Here is a 15,724-nt window from a genome sequence, read left to right as displayed (position 1 = left end):
CCATCCGGCCCGCGTTCTCCGAGCGATACAGCAGCCGAGCGCATAGGTATGGAACCGCTGTCCGATCGATACGACGGCCGTACCCGGCGGCAGGGGATCGTTACCGCCCGCCAGACGATGCGAGCGACCGTCGCGTGAGACCGCCGTTACCATCGGATCCGCGCCGGGATCAGTTCCCCGCGTCCGGAGCGGGCGCGGACTCCTGTTCCGATCCGAACGGCGAGTCGTTGTGCCGTGACTGCTCGACCTCGAAGCCGAAGTCGAAGCTGACGGAGTCCGACTGGATCTCGTTGCCGGCCTCGAACGGGAGCGTCCACTCGAACCCTATGCACTGCGTCGTCGCGCCGGGGTACGGCTGGAGGCCCTCCTCCTGTCGGTTGCCGTCGAGGACGATGCCCTCCGAGAGCTGGGCGAAGACTTCCGCCATCGTCCCCTCGGCGATCTTCTGCTCGCCGCCGAGGACGATCTGTGCGATCTCGGCGTAGACCGTGTCGAGGTCCGCCGGGTCCGGAGCGACGAAGGCGTCGTCCGGCGAACTCGCGAGAGACTGGAGCAGCGAGGTGTTCGCGCTGCCGAGCGCGATGGTGAAGAGACGGATCCCCGCGTCTTTGGCGCTGTCCGCCGCCGCGGTGGCAGCCCCCGCGTTGGAGTTGCCGTCGCTCAGCAGGATCATCACCTTCGAGGCTCCGGCGGTGGCGTTCGTCCCGTTGAGCAGTTCGTCGGTCCCCTCGTCGATCCCGGCGGCGATCGAGGTGCCGCCGCTGGCGTTGTAGTCGTCGATGGCGTCCTTGACGGCCTGGTAGTCGGTCGTCAACTCCTGGTCCGTGGAGGCGCTGGAGCTGAACGAGATCGCGGCCGCCTCGTCCGGCGAGGAGAGGTTGTCGACGAAGCTCGTCGCCGCGGTCTTCAGCGCCGCGATCGGCGAGCCGCCCATCGACCCGGAGACGTCGGAGACGAGCGCGACCTCCAGTTCCTGCTGTTGGCCGGTGCCGGTCGGCTCGTAGACGTTGTCGCAGTCCTCGTCGTACCAGACGCAGACCTCGATGGCGTCGGCGAGTTCGCCGATGCCGTCGGTGTCCTCGCCCTCCGCGTCGATCTCGGGTTCCGTCTGGCCGTTCTCCTCGTTGGCCGTGAGCTCACCGATCATCCGCAGGTAACCGGGGTTGTCGCAGATGTGGATGCTCACCGTCACCTCGCCGGAGTCGCCGGGCTTGACGTCCGAGAGCGTGAACATCGGGATGCCGTCGCCGTTCTCGAGGTACTCGTCGGCCTCCGGGCTACAGAAGTCGAACTGCTCGCCCTGGACGAGGTCCTCCCACGCCTGCATGTCCGCCGGCGAGGGGGCCTGCGCGAGGAGGTACCGTCCGGTGGCCTCGTCGTCGACGACGATCTCCTCGGCCTCGGGGTAGCCCATCGCTCTGACGGCGTCGAGCCGTCCCGTGCCGCCGAGATACGTCGCTTTGTAGTCGAGTTTCAGGTCGAGCGTCCCGGCCTGAAGGGTGTTGTCAGCGAACTCCTCCTCGTCGGAGAAGAACGCGCTCGTGCCGAGACCGGTCCCGGCGGAGGCGATGCCGACCGCTCCGAGCCCCGCGAGGACGCGGCGCCGAGAGAGGTTGTACAGCGGTAGTTCGTCTTGTCGTGTCATTTTCGTGGTCCGTTGGTTAGTCTGCAGTCGGTGCAGCCTCCCTTCCCAGACGGAGGGAGAGGACCCACCGGGGGAGTCGAACCCCCGTTACCGCCGCGGTGGGTCGCGTTCACGAGCGGGCGTCGCGCCGGGTCGGCGATCGAACGCCGTGCTGTTCGGGCGAGAGAGTCGCGCCGCGCGATCAGGCGACGATCTCGGGTCCTGAGCCGTCGTTGTGCCGCTCCTGCTCGGTGTAGAAGCCGAGGTCGAAGCCGAGCGTGTCGCCCTGGATCTCGTTGCCGACCTCGAACGGAAGCTCCCACGCGAGGGCGATGCAGTGCATCACGCCGTCGCCGCGGAAGGCGTCGCGGTCGGGGTCGGTCGGATCGTCGTCCAGCTCGTCGTAGATCGTCGAGCGGTTGCCGTCGAGGGGGATCCCGTTGCCGTCAGCGAGGGCCGCGAGGACGTTCTCCAGCGAGTCCTGCATGATGACCTTCTCGGCGACCGTCTGCGCCGCGAGGTTCCCGAACACCGTCGGGATGTTGAGCGGGTCGTCGACGTCGCTGAAGAACACCGGGTCGCCGCCCGCGCCGCCGGCCGGCCCGGCCATCGCCTGGAGCACGCCGTCGTTGGCGCTGCCGACGGAGATGGTGTAGACGTCGGTCGCGGGCGAGGGGGACGCCGCGCGGGCGTCGTCCGCCGCCGCCTCCGGGGAGGCGAACGAGGTGCTGCCGCCGCCGTTGAACGACTCGCCGTCCGAGAGGACGATGTTCCGCTTCTCGGCACCGGCGCGGCCGTTGGCCGCGAGCTCGTCCTGGGCGTCGTCGACGCCCTCGCCGATGTACGTCCCCGTGGCGATCCCGCCCGCGTTCGAGAACGGGTCCGGGTCGCCGTCGCCGTCCGCGGGGTCGCTGACCGTCGGATCGGCGCCCACGCCGTCGTTCGCCGCACCGGTCACGACGTTGGCGAGCTTCTGTCGGAGTCCCGTCAGCGCGCCGTCGACGACGGAGAGGTCCGTCGTCATCTCTTGGAGGACGCCGGTCCGCGGCTCGGTGTCGCTGCTTCCCTCGCCGTCGAAGTACGCGACGCCGACCTTGGCGTCGGCGTTCTGCGACTGGAGGTAGTCGACGAACTGCCGGGTGCCGAGTTCGACGAGGTCGATCTTCGTCGTCTCGTCGTGGGTGACGCCGTCGATCTCGATCGGATCGTCGCTGACGACGCCGCCGTACTGGTCGTACAGCATCGAGCCGGAGAAGTCCAGCGTCAGCATAATGTCGACCGGCTCCGCGCCGTCGTAGACGTTGTCGCAGTCCTCGTCGTACCACAGCGTCGCCTGGATCGCCCCGGCGAGGTCGCCGAGGTTGTCGGGGTCGACTTCCATCTCGGGCTCGGCGTGGACGCCGCCGGACTCGGTGACGTTGCCCGCCTGCATCCAGACGTAGCCGGGGTTGTCACAGAGGTGCAGCGAGAAGGTGATCTCGCCGGAATCGCCGGGCTTCACGTCGGTGAGGTGAACCAGCGTCTCCATCGCCTCGCCCGTGACGGGGTCGACGCCGAAGTCCGCCTCCGACAGCGGGGGGATGTTCTCGCAGTTCAGCACCGGGATGTTCGCGCCGTTGCTGTCCTCGTCTTCCTCGTCGGGGAAGTCGCTGTAGCGGATCTGTCCGGCGTCGTTGTCGGCCGCGATGGACTGTTCGCCGTCGCCGTCGTGGTCGGGGTGGGCGCTGACGAAGACGTGTCCGTCGCCGAAGTCGTAGGTCTGCTGCCAGTCGACGAGAAGGTCGAGTTCGCCGGCGACCAGCGAGTTGTCAACGAACTCCTCCTCGTCGGAGAAGAACGCGCTCGTGCCGAGGCCGGTCCCCGCCGAGGCGAGGCCAACGACGCCGATGCCGGCGAGCATCTTGCGGCGCGAGAGTGTGTACAGTTCGGGATCTTGGGTCATTGGTTGGTGTAGGTGGTGGGTTGATCGTTGTCGTGAGTGCAGTCAGGTGGACGGGCGCGAGGGTCCGCGTGGCGGTGTCCGTACCGCCACGACCGAGGGGGCTCGCTGCCGCTCGACGTCGAGGGGAGGCGCGAGCGCCGCCGCTTACTCGACGCTGATGTCGAAGGCGACCCCCTCGTCGCTGCCGGAGTAGTCGCCCTGGACGTCGACGGTGACGTCGCCGGAGATCGTGAACGCGTTCGCGACGTCGGCGGCGTCGGTGTCGAAGACGAGGTAGGTCACCTCGCGGCCGGACCCGTCGTTGCTGGCCGAGATCGCGTCGGGCCCACTGAGGGTGGCCGGGACGCCGTCGAGGTCCAGCGCGAGGTTCGCGACGCTGACGGTCGCCTCGTCGGCCTTCGTCGTGATTGCGAGCTTCCCGCTCGGGGCGGGGATCCCGCTGCCGACGTTCACGCCGTCGAGGGTGAACGAGGCGTTGCCGCTACCGTCGTACGTGTAGCTGAACGGGACCGTGGCACCGGGCGTCCAGACGTAGTTGGCCGTGTCGGCGCTGCCGACGTCGGGGCCGACGGCGACTTCCCACGAGCCAGAGGGACCGTTGTCACCGAAGCGACCGCGGGCGAAGGAGGTCTCCTGTCCGGTGGAGAACTCCTCCACCTTCGCGAAGCCCTCGCCCGTCCGGGTGGTGACGGTCGGCGCGCAGGGGTTCGTGGTGCCGTCGTTGTGACGGGCCTGCAGCGCGTGGAACTCGAAGGACATCGTCAGCGAGTCCGACTGGATCTCGTTGCCGACCTCGTAGGGGATCTCCCAGAACAGGCAGACGCACGCGCCGGTGATGTAGTCCGGTTCGCCTTCGACCACGTCGTCGTACGGGGACTGTTCGCCGGGTGCGAGCCCGGCGACGCCGTCGCCGTCGAGCGCGGCACCGGAGGAGATGGCGGCGATCACGTCGACGAGGGAGCCGGAGACGATCTCCTCGCCCTCGACGAACTCGCCGTCGTCCTCCTCGCAGTAGGCGAGGCGGGCGACGATGCTCTCGCCGAGCTCGCCCAGTTCGGGCGTGTCGTCGACGGCGCTCTCGGGTTCGGTGATTCCGTTTTCGGCCTGCGAGAGATCACCGCACGCCCACATGTACGCGGGGTTGTCGACGATGTCGAAACAGAACTCCACGTGACCGGAGTCGCCCGGCTTCACGTCTTCGAGGTCGTAGAACATCCCCGCGGGCGACCCGTCCTGAGTTCCCATCGCTTCGTCGGCCATATTCTCGACCGTCCCGCCGCTGTCGTAGGACGCCTCGTAGCGGACGCGCAGGTCGAGCGTCCCGGCGGTCAGTGTGTTGTTCTCGAAGCTCTCCTCGTCGCTGAAATACGCGGAGGTGCCGAGGCCGGCACCCGCGGAGGCGAGGCCGACGGCACCGAGGCCGGCGAGCATCTTGCGGCGTGAGAGGCTGTACAGTTGTGGTTGGGTGTCTCGTGTCATCGGTGTGTTCCTCCCGTCGGACCGCGATCAGCCGTGAGATCGTCAACCGGTCGTTTCGGGACATCTCATCCGATAGCTCGGGGGGTATTACCCATGCGCCGATTCGGCGGTTTCAAACCGCGAGATGGGCGTTTTCATCGCCTCATTGAGCCGAAATGAGAGGAGAGAACGAGGACCATACCGGTTCGTACCGCGGTCGTACCGGCGCGGCAGGGACCGCGTATCGGCGGAGTCCGCACGCCGTTCCGCTCGGTCCGGGTCTCGTACCGATTTCGTACGGGAAGCGTGCCGTTTCGGGTCGGTCCGCTAATCGACCCATAGCTATACTCGCAAAGCGCCTCGGGAGATCCGATGTTTCAGCGATCAGCGCTCCCGGAGGTGGACGTGTATCACGTACTGAGCAACGCGCGCCGGCGAGAGGCGCTCGCGGAGCTGTGGGCTCAGCCGGAGGCGCTGTCGCTGCGTGAGCTCTCCGAACGGATCGCGACGACGGAGTCCGGAGAGTCTCCGGCACCGCGGGCGCTCCGCGAGAGCGTCTACAACGCGCTCCATCAGACGCACCTCCCGAAGATGGACGACCTCGGCCTCGTCGCGTACGACCCCGACCGGAAGCTGGTTCGCGTCCGCTCGCAGGCGGGCCACCTCAGTCGGTACATGGACGTCACCACGCGGGCGGGCGTGACCTGGGGCGAGTACTACCGCGCGCTCGGCGTCGTCGGCCTGTTCTCGACGGTCGCCTCGCTCGCGTCGGTCCCCGGCTTCGGCCTCGTGGACCCGCTGCTACCGGCGACCGCGTTCCTCGTGTGCTTCGCCGTCTCGACGCTGTATCAGCTCGGGGCCGCGCGTCTCGGCGCGCGCGGGCGACTCGCTCGACTCCGTGCGCGGCTGTTCTAGAACCGGAGTGCCGACTGTTACTGGCTGTTCGACGTTTTTCGCCAAAGAGTACTGAGTCGCACCGATCGACGATTCGAGCCAGAAAAGGGAATTACTCGACGCTCGCGACCGCGCGGGCGTCGGTCTCGAAGAGCCGAGCGTCGCAGCCCCGACAGGTGGCCGCGACGACCTCGTACTCGCGGCAGCAGGAGCGGACCGACTCGGTGCCGAGTCGGATCTCGCCGCCACAGACGGGACAGGCTTCGAGGCAGGCCCGGATCGCCGAGAGCGTCCGTCCCCGAGCGTCCCCCGGCACCGACGCCCACTCCTCGGACCACGCCGCGAGCGCGCGGTCGGCGGCTAAATCGGTGACGAACGCCGCTCGCGATTCCCACCGGCCGAGTATCGACCCGTCGAGCAGCACGCGCCAGGCGGCGTCGTCGGCGACGAACGACAGCCGGTCGGCGTCGACGTCTAGCAGTTCGGCCGCGGCGGCTCGCGTCGCTGCCTCGCCGTCGAGGTCGCGAGCGGCCGCTTCGAGGCGCGTCTGGAACTCCGGGGCGAGCGCGACGTCCTCGCCATCGTCGACGACGACCGCGGCGCGGTCGAGGAACGAAACCACGTCGAAGTCGGTCCCGGCGACGGGCGCTCGCGGCTCGGACTTCCCGAACCACGCGAGGACGCGCTCGGGGAGGTGTCGCCTCGTCAACTCCGGCGTCCCCGGGACGAGGTACCCGCGAAGGTAGATACTCGCGAGCGAGACGAGCGCCACGGCGACCGCGGCGGGCGGTGAGACGACCGCCGCCGCGGCGGTCAGTGCCGCCGCGAGAACGAGGTTGACGGCAGTGCAGGGGAGACAGCGGTTGTCACCGGTGTACTCCGGGCGACGAAGATCTTTCAGAAACCCCGGAGATAGTTGCGGATTCATAGCTCGAAGTCGAAGATACCATCAGCACGCTTAAGTATGGTTACAATACTCAAACCAGGGGTTATAAGCCGTCTCCGAATGGGTGATTTCCGGATCGATTAATCTCCATTCAATAGAGTCTAGAAGGGACATATTACCAGAATCAACCACAGCCATAGGTAGATTCATAACGGTTTCAGTCAATAGAGTGGTATGAACAGTGGGGGCCAAGTATCAAAGGTCGGACACTCCGGCGACGACGACGAACCGTCGAACGACGAGGCGCTTTCGACGGATACGATCTTCGAGACGCTGAGCAATCGGCGACGTCGCTACATCCTCCACTATCTGACGCAGGTGGACGACCCGGTGACGATCCGAGACCTCTCCAGACAGATCGCCGCGTGGGAGAACCAGATCGACGCGCGGGACGTGACGCCGAAGCAGCGCAAACGCGTCTACACCGCGCTCCACCAGACGCACCTCCCCACGATGGATCGGCTCGGCGTCGTCGTCTACGACAGAGACCGGGGGACGGTCGCGATGACCGACCACGTGAAGGCGTTCGACATCTACCTCGACGTGGTGCCGAAAGACGACATCCCGTGGAGTCAGTTCTACCTAGTGCTCGGATCCGTGCTGTCGGCGCTTGTCGTGGTCGCAGCGCTCGGCTTCCCGCCGTTCTCGTACGTGGGCGGGTTCGGGTACGCCCTGTTCGTCGCCGGCACGCTCACCGTCGCCTCCTGCGTCCACGTGCTCCGCGACCGGCGGTCGCTCATCGGGACCACCGCGGTACCGCCGGAGATCGAGCCGCCGCGAGAGATCGCCGACGAACTGTAGTGCGCACCGAGAGCTCGTAGCGTGATGTTGCCCGCGAGCGGACGCTCAGCGGACGGAAAACGGAGTGCAGCTCGAAACGGGCGCGCGAGCGACAGACGGCCTCAGCGGAGCGTCATCTGATCACTCCGACGGGGAGCGTCGTCGGCTCATTCCGCCGGCTCGGCCTCGGCTCTGGTCGGCGTCGACTCCGCGGCCCCCCTGAGTTCGTCTTCGATCTCGTCGCGTCCGCGTCTGAACTCGCCCATCGCCTGTCCCGACGAGCGTGCGAGTTTCGGGAGCTTGTCCGCGCCGAACAGCAGCACGACGAGTAGGAGTATGACGAGCAGTTCGGGACCGCCTGGAATGCCGACGAACGCCGGCAGGAGTGTGTCCATACCCCCGGATAGCCGTGGGCGGCCATAGCTATAGGCAGCCTACCAACTCACCGAGCCGGTTCAACGGCCCGTTAGGCCCGCTGTCTGTCGCTCCGGACGTGATATCGAAGAAAGCACCGGACGGGGTCCGGAGTCACTTCTCGACGACTAAGAGCGCCACGCGTTCGAGCACCAGCGCTTCGAGGTCGCCGTCGACGACAGCGAGTTCGGCCTCGTCGACGTCGTAGTACGCCGTCACGCGCTCGGCGTCGTAGTCGCCGAGCGTCGGTTCGACCGAATCCAGCAACCGGTCGCGGACGGCCTCGGCAGCGGCAGTCGGGTCGCCGCCGTCGACGAGGACGACCACCCGGTTCGCTCCGGCGTCGACGCCGAGTTCGAGCGCGTCGGTGATCTGTCTGCGCCCGGCGGCGTACAGGAGGATCTCGACGGCGCGGTCGCGGGCGACGTTCTCGCCGCGCTCGATGGCCCGATCGGCCAGTTCGACGGCGCGTTCGAGGTGCCGCTCGCTCACGACGTAGCGGGCGTCGAACGCCTGAACCGTCGCGCCGGTCTCCGCCGCGATCGCCGCGAGCTCCTCGACGAAGGCGTCGACGTCGTCGACCTCGACGGTCCCCTCGACGAACAGCGGCGACGCGTCCGCGCTCATCCGAAATCACCCAGACTGGCCTGCTCTTCGGGGTCGTCTGCGGGCGTCGCGGACGACGCGTCGGATCGGCGCTCCGAGCCGGACGTCGACCGGGACGTCGATTCCGATCTCGAACCGCCGGCGTCGTCGACGTCCTTCGAGACCTCGTCCATCGAGGGGTCCTGCCGCCCGACGTTCTCGAGGATCCGTTCGGCGGTCTTCCGGCGGCCGCGGAGCGCGCGCAGCACGATCGACTTGTCGGCCTCGCGGAGGTCAGCGCGCGTCTCGATGCCGGCCTCGAAGAAGCGTCTGGCGCGCTTGCGACCGACGCCGCGGACCCCGGCGAGTTCGAGGAGTTCGTCGCGGACGCCGTACTCGACGCGCTTTTTCGCCTCGCGGATCGGCACCGCGGGGAGGTCGAGTTCGCCCGCGAGGCGCTCGGCCGCGTTGAGCAGCCACTCGGCGGTCTCGACCTTCCCGCGGACGTCGCCCGGCCCGACGCCGTAGCGCTCTGTGATCCGGTCCTCGTCGACCTCGTCGGCCCAGTCTTCGAGCAGGCGCGCGGTCTTCAACGCCGAGAGCCACTCCTCGAAGCGGACGTCCTCGTACTCGGAGGGCGTGCGGCCCAGTAGCTCCGCCTCGCGCTCGTAGCAGACTTCGGTGTAGGTCTCTCTGTCTCCCGATTTCAGGTAGAGCTGGTACATATCCGGCGTCCGCGAGACGAGGTGAAAGAGCCCCAAGGCCGTCGGATAGGTGGGCGCGTCGTCGGGGAGAGAGTCGTCCTCTACCGACGCCTCGGGGTCCGGAGACGACTCGACATCCGTCGACGCCAACTCGCTGGCGCGCTGGAACCCGGCCGCAGTCGACTCCGTCTCGGCGGAGTCGCGCGAGGAATCCGACGACGGCGGTTCCGCTCCCCCCTCCTCCTCACCCGCGAGCGCGCGGACCATCTCCGTGCGGTTGTCCGCGGCCCACTCCAGTCCGTCGACGATCTCCGCGGCGGTCATCGGGTCGAGGTACAGCCGCGAGACGGTGTGACCGACGCTCGTCGCCGTCAGCGACTCGTCCTCGCGCTCGATGAACTCGTTGCGCTCCAAGTACGCGAGCACGTCGTCGGCGACGCGTTCGAGCCGCCCCGACTCGTCGGTCTGGGTCGCATACAGCGTCTGATCGAGGAAGTCGAGCAGTTCCCCGCGAGTGTGGGCGAAGCCGGAGGCGATGGTCGCGAGTACGTGCGTTCGGAGCGCCGGTTCGGCGGCCAGTTTCGAGCGGACGGGCTCGGGATCGGCCCAGATGTAGCGCTCGAACAGCTCGTCGCGCGTCTCGGAGTTCTTCGCCAGCAGGACCGCCTCGCCGTAGGGATCGAGGCCGGGGCGGCCCGCCCGCCCCATCATCTGGTGGACCTCCAGCACGTCCAGCGGTTTCATCCCGCCGAATTCGCCGTCGTAGCGCCGCCAGTCGCGGACGATCACGCGGCGGCTCGGCGTGTTGACCCCGGCGGCGAGCGTCGGCGTCGCCGAGATGCACTTGACGAGCCGGTCGCGGAACGCGTCCTCGACGAGCGAGCGGTGCTCGGAGGCGAGCCCCGCGTGGTGGAACGCCGAGCCCTTCGCGACGCAGTTCGCCAGCGTGTCGCTCGTCTCGGTGTCGGAGACGTCTCTGATCTCCGCGGCCAACTCGGCGAGGCGGCCGCGTTCGTCCTCCGTGAGGTGCGGGTCGACGACGTCGCGGAGCCGCTTGGCCGACGCCTCGGCGTTCCGCCGGGAGTTCACGAAGACGAGCGAGGAGCCCTGGTCGGCAGCGTCGCTGTCCGCGGTGGAGCCGCTGTCGCCGTCCTCGCTGTCGGCGTCCTCGCTGCCGGCGTCGTCGGTCTCTCCGCCGGAATCGGCCTCGGAGAGGTCAGTCTGCGTGCCGGAGTCGCCGGCGAGCGCGTCGTCGACGAGCGCGGCGGTCGGTCGCCCGCCCGATCCCACCGGGACCTCCCGCTGGCTGCCGTCGTCGAACGATATCGCGTTGCCGTAGTGGACGCCCATCCGGAGGTCGATCGGCCGCCAGTCGGACTCGACGAGTTCGGCGTCGAGCCAGTCGGCGACGACGTCAGCGTTGCCGACGGTCGCCGAGAGCGCGACGACCTGCAGGCCGGGGTTGAGCGTCCGCAGTTTCCCGAGCGTCACTTCGAGCGTCGGCCCGCGGTGGCTGTCGTCGACGAGGTGGACCTCGTCGGCGACGACGCAGCTCAACTCGTCGATCCACGCGCGCCGTTTCTGACCAGCGAGTCGACCTTCTCGGAGGTGGCGACGATGATGTCGCGGGAGGCCAACCACTCGCCGTCGGACTCGTAGTTGCCCGTGGAGACGCCGACGTCGAAGCCGTACTCCTCCCAGCGCTCGAACTCGGTCTTCTTCTCGGAGGCCAGCGCCCGGAGCGGGACGATGTAGAGCGCCTTGCCGCCGCGGGCGACGCTCGACAGCATCGCCAACTCGGCGACGAGCGTCTTCCCCGACGCGGTCGGTACCGACGCGACGACGCTCTCGCCTCGGCTGACGCCCGCGTCGACCGCCGCCGCCTGCGGCGGGTACAGCTCCTCGATCCCCTCCTCTCGCAGGTGGGCGGCGACGTCTGCGGGCAACTCGGGCACCTCCTCGGGTCGCATCGGGGGGAGGTATGCCGTCCTCGGGTTTAAACAGTCGGAGTCGCAGCGGCGGGGTGCGCCGGAAACCACGTCGCCGGCGCGTCGCCACGGCTATGTGGCCGCTCCGCCAACGAGTGGACGACTATGAAGATCCGCTACGACAGGGAGACCTGCATCGGGATGTTCCAGTGCGTCGACGAGTGGGACGCCTTCGAGAAGAACCTCGACGACGGCAAGGCCGACCTCGCGGGGTCGACAGAGGTCGACGACGGCGTGTTCGAACTCGACGTGCCCGACGGCGCGGAACTCGACGCAGAGTTCGCCGCCCGTGCCTGCCCGGTCGACGCGATCGAACTGTACGACGACGACGGCGAACAGGTCGTGTGAGGTCGGATCCGCGGCGACTCGCCCGGAGCAGCAAAATCGTTATATACGTTCGTGGAGAGTTTATCGTCCGAGGAGGAGTATGAGCCACCGAAATCACGGACGGAACCTCACGGAGTGGGCCGACCTGATCGGCGCGTCGCTACCGGAGTCCGTCGAAGAGCGAGAAGAGGCGACCGGCGAGTTCGGCTCGAACGACGGATTTGGTGGCGGGTTCGGCGAAGGGATCGGCAGTCGCGGGAGATACGACTTCACTCCCGAGTCGGACACGAACGAGTGACGCTGGCCTCGATACCGCCGGTTTCACTTTCACTCTCGTCGGCGAACGCTTAACAGCGGTGACGCCCAATCACGCGTGATGGCGGCCACCGACGACCCCGCGTACGTGGACCACCCGCTCTTGAACCCCGGATTCATCGAGCGACGGCTCTATCAGGTCCGACTCGCGGGGACGGCCAGGGAGGCGCACACGCTCGTCTGCCTCCCGACGGGACTGGGAAAGACGACCGTGAGCCTGCTCGTGACGGCCGATCGGCTGCACGAGGTGGGCGGGAAGGCGCTGTTTCTCGCGCCGACGAAACCGCTCGTCCAGCAGCACGCCGACTTCTACCGGGAGGCGCTCTCGATCCCCGACGAGGAGATCGTCGTCTTCACCGGCGAGATCTCGCCGGACGACAGGGCGGCGGCGTGGGACGACGCCCGCATCGTGGTCGCGACGCCGCAGGTCGTCGAGAACGACCTCGTCGGCTCGCGGATCTCCCTCGCCGACGTCACTCACCTCACCTTCGACGAGTGTCACCGCGCGAGCGGCGACTACGCGTACGTCTACATCGCCGAGCGCTACCACGCGGACGCCGAGAAGCCGCTCGTGACGGGGATGAGCGCCTCGCCCGGCGGCGACAAAGAGGAGATCTTGGCGGTGTGTCAGAACCTCGGGATCGCCGAGGTCGAGGTGATGACCGAGGAGGACGCCGACGTCGACGAGTACACCCACGACACCTCCGTCGAGTGGGAGCGAATCCAGTTGCCCGAGGAGATCATCCAGATCCGCGACGCGCTCAACGAGGTCATCAAGGACCGCCTCCAGAAGCTGAAGTCGCTGGGCGTGACGAACACGACCCAGCCGGACATCTCCCAGAAGCAGTTGAACCGGATGCGCGGGAAGCTCCAGGAGCTGATGAACGCCGACAAGTCGGACGGCTACAAGGGGATGTCGACGCACGCGGAGGTGATGAAGCTCCGGCGGGCGGTCGAACTCGTCGAGACGCAGTCGGTCGAGTCGGTCCGACGGTACTTCGAGCGCCAGCGCAACGCCGCGCGCTCCTCGGGCGCGTCGAAGGCGAGCCAGCGGCTCGTCGCCGAGCCGAAGGTCAGAGAGGCGATGCGGCTCGCCGAGAGCTTCGACGGCACCCACCCGAAGTTCTCGCGGGCGCGGATCCTGCTCGCGCAGACGCTCGGCATCGAGGGCGGCGAGCGCGTCATCGTCTTCACCGAGTCCCGCGACACCGCCGAGGCGCTGACGGAGTTCCTCTCGACGTCGTTCGACGTCCGCCGGTTCGTCGGCCAGGGCGACAAGGAGAGCTCCGAGGGGATGACCCAGAAGGAGCAACAGGAGACGCTCGACGCGTTCCGAAACGGCGAGTTCGAGGTGCTCGTGTCCACGTCGGTCGCCGAGGAGGGGCTGGACGTCCCCGAGGTCGACCTCGTGCTCTTCTTCGAGCCCGTGCCGACGGCGATCCGGTCGATCCAGCGGAAGGGCCGAACCGGCCGGCAGGCGGAGGGCAGCGTCGTCGTCCTGCTCGCCGAGGACACCCGCGACGAGGCGTTCTTCTGGATCTCCCGGCGGCGCGAGAAGGAGATGGAGTCGGAGCTTCGAGAACTGAAGAGCCTCGCCGGGGACATCGAATCGGAACTGAACCCAGAACAGCGGGGGTTGGCGGCGTACGACGGTGAGAACGACGCGGACGACGAAAGCGACGCTGCCGGCGGCGACGAGTCCACCGCCGGCGGTGCGTCCGTCGAGAGCGGCGGTTCCACCGGAAACGGTGCCCCGGAAGCGAACGGGCAGGCGGGGCTCACCGACTTCGGGCCGACCGACGAGGAGATCAAGCGCGCGCACTCGGACGGCGAGGAGACAGTCGAGAGCGACAGCGAGGACGGAGACGGCGAAGACGCAGTCGAAGGTGCGGACGCAGACGATGAAACGCCCGCAGATGACGAAACGCCCGCAGACGCGGACGACGGAGGCGACGAGGGGGTCGTCGCCACCGCCGGAGCCGACGGCGAGGAAGTGACAGAGGTCGTCGTCGACCAGCGCGAACTCGACGCCTCGATCGCGAAGGACCTCTCGAAGCGCGAGGGCGTCCGAACGCGGCTCGAAACGTTGGCAGTCGGCGATTACGTCCTCTCGGACCGCGTCGCCGTCGAGCGGAAGTCCGTCGCGGACTTCCTCGACACGCTGCTCGGCGACGACCGCTCGATCTTCGAGCAGATCGGCGATCTCTCCCGCGCGTACGCCCGCCCGGTGTTGATCGTCGAGGGCGAGGGCCTCTACGAGGAGCGGAACGTCCACCCCGGCGCGATCCGGGGGGCGCTGGCGTCGCTGGCGGTCGACTTCGACGTGAGCGTCCTGCAGACGCGCGACGAGGACGACACCGCCGAACTGCTGCTCACGATCGCCGAGCGCGAGCAGACCGAGCGCGATCGGACCGTGAGCGTCCACGGCGAGAAGAGCGCGAAGACGCTGGCCGAACAGCAGGAGTACGTCGTCTCCTCGATCGCCGACATCGGCCCCGTCACCGCCCAGTCGCTCCTGCGGGAGTTCGGTACCGTCGAGGGCGTGATGACCGCGCGCGAGGACGACCTCCGCGAGGTCGGCGGAATCGGCGAGGTGACCGCCGAGCGGATCCGCGAGGTCGTCGGCAGCGAGTACGAGTGATTAGGAACCGCCATCGGTGTCGCCGGTATCCGTCTCATTGCGGTCCTCGACCGCCATCGCCTCTGCGTCGTCAGGGACGTCCGCGGGCGTCAGTCCAGAGTGGTTCAACTCCGTCGAGAGCAGCGCCGCGGACTCGACGAACAGGCCGACGGCGAGCGGCCCCGCGACGATGCCGATCGGTCCGAGCGTGAGCACGCCGCCGAAGAAGCCGACGAAGTAGAGGCTGCCCGGGATGTCAGCCGTTTCGCGGGCCAGTCGCGGTCGGATGAGGACGTCGGGCAGGAGCGCGATGACGAAGCCGCCGAGCAGGAAGACGAGCGCGGCGCGGACCAGTTCGCCGACCGCGACGTGGTACGCCGCCAGTCCCGCGAGCAGGACGCTGGGGCCGAGAATCGGAACGAACTGCAGGAGCGCGGCGACGCTCGACAGCATCACGACCGACTCGTAGCCGAGGGCGTAAAACACCGGAAGCGCGAGAGCGAACGTCCCGAGCGCGGTGGCCGCCTGAAGGACGTAAATGGCGAAAAGCGTCTCTCTAGCGCGGCGATTCAGCGCGACTGCGGCGTCGCGGTATCCGGTCGGCACGAGCGCGAGGACCGACCGCTGAGCGTCCTCGCCGTAGAAAAGCAACGAGTAGACGAGGAAGACGAAGAGCGTCGCCTTCACGATGAGAACGGGGGCCGAGGTGGCGGCGTATCTGGCCCCGCGTTCGACGAGCGAGATGAGGAACGCGGTGAGCGATTCGAGCGTGATAGCGTACTCGATTCCGAACAGCGCGAGTTCGAGTGTTTCCGGGAGCAGTCCGAGCAGCGCGACGAACGAATCGAATCGGAGATAGGCGACAACGACGAGCGGGACGAACACGAAGAGCGTCATCACGAACGCGCCGGCCGTCGCGCCGCCGCTGGCGAGGCGGCGGGACAGTCCGCGGGAGACGAGTCGCTGTCGGACCGGCCAGAGCAGGTACGCGACCGTGACGGCGAAGAAGACGGTGCCGAGGACGGACGCCAAGAGCAGCGCTGTCGCGATCCCTACGAGGACGAAGACGCCGCCGAGCGCGTACCGTCGGTTGCGCGACACGGCTAGGAGTCGCCGCGGAGCGACAA

The 15,724-nt window shown here is 68.1% G+C and carries 13 protein-coding genes; 5 read left to right on the top strand and 8 right to left on the bottom strand.

The features are described 5' to 3' along the window. Positions 1-169: 169 nt before the first annotated feature. From ACP99_RS04835 to ACP99_RS04825, 3 genes are all read right to left on the bottom strand, one after another. The gene (locus ACP99_RS04835; RefSeq protein ID WP_049985512.1) at positions 170-1,645 is read right to left on the bottom strand and encodes a vWA domain-containing protein; all 1,476 of its coding nucleotides are present in this window, start codon (positions 1,643-1,645) and stop codon (positions 170-172) included. Between the two features lie 181 nt (positions 1,646-1,826). Next, positions 1,827-3,566 (bottom strand): SipW-dependent-type signal peptide-containing protein, encoded by a 1,740-nt coding sequence (locus tag ACP99_RS04830; RefSeq protein WP_049985511.1) that lies wholly within the window; start codon positions 3,564-3,566, stop codon positions 1,827-1,829. Positions 3,567-3,710: 144 nt separating this feature from the next. Beyond that, a complete protein-coding gene (locus ACP99_RS04825; RefSeq protein ID WP_049985510.1) occupies positions 3,711-5,045 on the bottom strand; it encodes a choice-of-anchor W domain-containing protein in 1,335 nt (444 codons plus the stop codon). 351 nt (positions 5,046-5,396) lie between these two features. On the opposite strand from ACP99_RS04825, the gene ACP99_RS04820 reads away from it, so the two are divergent. Continuing rightward, on the top strand, positions 5,397-5,939 hold the full coding sequence (locus ACP99_RS04820) for a DUF7344 domain-containing protein (protein WP_049985509.1): 543 nt from the start codon (positions 5,397-5,399) through the stop codon (positions 5,937-5,939). A gap of 91 nt (positions 5,940-6,030) precedes the next feature. Here the strand turns inward: ACP99_RS04820 and ACP99_RS04815 are convergent, their stop codons facing one another. Continuing rightward, on the bottom strand, positions 6,031-6,846 hold the full coding sequence (locus tag ACP99_RS04815) for a hypothetical protein (protein WP_049985508.1): 816 nt from the start codon (positions 6,844-6,846) through the stop codon (positions 6,031-6,033). 192 nt (positions 6,847-7,038) lie between these two features. Here ACP99_RS04815 and ACP99_RS04810 point away from each other — a divergent pair, with 192 nt between their 5' ends. Then, complete coding sequence (locus ACP99_RS04810) at positions 7,039-7,665, top strand: DUF7344 domain-containing protein (protein WP_049985507.1); 627 nt, start codon at positions 7,039-7,041, stop codon at positions 7,663-7,665. Between the two features lie 146 nt (positions 7,666-7,811). Here the strand turns inward: ACP99_RS04810 and ACP99_RS04805 are convergent, their stop codons facing one another. The 3 genes from ACP99_RS04805 to ACP99_RS04795 form a co-directional block, all read right to left on the bottom strand. After that, complete coding sequence (locus ACP99_RS04805) at positions 7,812-8,039, bottom strand: Sec-independent protein translocase subunit TatA/TatB (protein ID WP_049985506.1); 228 nt, start codon at positions 8,037-8,039, stop codon at positions 7,812-7,814. A gap of 133 nt (positions 8,040-8,172) precedes the next feature. Continuing rightward, positions 8,173-8,685: a KEOPS complex subunit Cgi121 gene (cgi121, locus tag ACP99_RS04800; RefSeq protein WP_049985505.1), complete on the bottom strand. Its 513-nt coding sequence runs from the start codon at positions 8,683-8,685 to the stop codon at positions 8,173-8,175. After that, positions 8,682-11,405 carry a helix-hairpin-helix domain-containing protein gene (locus ACP99_RS04795; protein WP_394324858.1) on the bottom strand — a complete coding sequence of 908 codons (2,724 nt, stop codon included), beginning with the start codon at positions 11,403-11,405 and terminating at the stop codon, positions 8,682-8,684. Before ACP99_RS04795 ends, cgi121 begins: the two co-directional genes overlap by 4 nt. A 35-nt stretch (positions 11,406-11,440) precedes the next feature. On the opposite strand from ACP99_RS04795, the gene ACP99_RS04790 reads away from it, so the two are divergent. The 3 genes from ACP99_RS04790 (at position 11,441) to ACP99_RS04780 (ending at position 14,618) form a co-directional block, all read left to right on the top strand. Further along, positions 11,441-11,683 carry a ferredoxin gene (locus ACP99_RS04790; protein WP_049985504.1) on the top strand — a complete coding sequence of 81 codons (243 nt, stop codon included), beginning with the start codon at positions 11,441-11,443 and terminating at the stop codon, positions 11,681-11,683. Between the two features lie 79 nt (positions 11,684-11,762). Continuing rightward, the gene (locus ACP99_RS04785; RefSeq protein ID WP_049985503.1) at positions 11,763-11,960 is read left to right on the top strand and encodes a hypothetical protein; all 198 of its coding nucleotides are present in this window, start codon (positions 11,763-11,765) and stop codon (positions 11,958-11,960) included. Positions 11,961-12,038: 78 nt separating this feature from the next. After that, positions 12,039-14,618, top strand: a complete 2,580-nt coding sequence (locus ACP99_RS04780) for a DEAD/DEAH box helicase (protein WP_049985502.1) — start codon at positions 12,039-12,041, stop codon at positions 14,616-14,618. On the opposite strand, the gene ACP99_RS04775 is transcribed toward ACP99_RS04780, so the two are convergent. After that, positions 14,619-15,698 carry an AI-2E family transporter gene (locus ACP99_RS04775; protein ID WP_049985650.1) on the bottom strand — a complete coding sequence of 360 codons (1,080 nt, stop codon included), beginning with the start codon at positions 15,696-15,698 and terminating at the stop codon, positions 14,619-14,621. It abuts the gene before it with no gap. Positions 15,699-15,724 lie beyond the last annotated feature (26 nt).

The organism is Halobellus rufus (genome assembly GCF_000739575.1).
Classification (GTDB): domain Archaea; phylum Halobacteriota; class Halobacteria; order Halobacteriales; family Haloferacaceae; genus Haloquadratum; species Haloquadratum rufum.
Note: the sequence above shows the minus strand (reverse complement) of the source record. Positions and strands in the feature narration are given on the sequence as shown.

What these genes read in the sequence shown, in the direction of transcription:
- ACP99_RS04830 (WP_049985511.1), bottom strand. Translation starts at nt 3,566, where the DNA reads ATGACCCAAGATCCCGAACTGTACACACTCTCGCGCCGCAAGATGCTC.
- ACP99_RS04790 (WP_049985504.1), top strand. Translation starts at nt 11,441, where the DNA reads ATGAAGATCCGCTACGACAGGGAGACCTGCATCGGGATGTTCCAGTGC.
- ACP99_RS04780 (WP_049985502.1), top strand. Translation starts at nt 12,039, where the DNA reads ATGGCGGCCACCGACGACCCCGCGTACGTGGACCACCCGCTCTTGAAC.
- ACP99_RS04825 (WP_049985510.1), bottom strand. Translation starts at nt 5,045, where the DNA reads ATGACACGAGACACCCAACCACAACTGTACAGCCTCTCACGCCGCAAG.
- cgi121 (WP_049985505.1), bottom strand. Translation starts at nt 8,685, where the DNA reads ATGAGCGCGGACGCGTCGCCGCTGTTCGTCGAGGGGACCGTCGAGGTC.
- ACP99_RS04785 (WP_049985503.1), top strand. Translation starts at nt 11,763, where the DNA reads ATGAGCCACCGAAATCACGGACGGAACCTCACGGAGTGGGCCGACCTG.
- ACP99_RS04815 (WP_049985508.1), bottom strand. Translation starts at nt 6,846, where the DNA reads ATGAATCCGCAACTATCTCCGGGGTTTCTGAAAGATCTTCGTCGCCCG.
- ACP99_RS04820 (WP_049985509.1), top strand. Translation starts at nt 5,397, where the DNA reads ATGTTTCAGCGATCAGCGCTCCCGGAGGTGGACGTGTATCACGTACTG.
- ACP99_RS04810 (WP_049985507.1), top strand. Translation starts at nt 7,039, where the DNA reads ATGAACAGTGGGGGCCAAGTATCAAAGGTCGGACACTCCGGCGACGAC.
- ACP99_RS04835 (WP_049985512.1), bottom strand. Translation starts at nt 1,645, where the DNA reads ATGACACGACAAGACGAACTACCGCTGTACAACCTCTCTCGGCGCCGC.
- ACP99_RS04805 (WP_049985506.1), bottom strand. Translation starts at nt 8,039, where the DNA reads ATGGACACACTCCTGCCGGCGTTCGTCGGCATTCCAGGCGGTCCCGAA.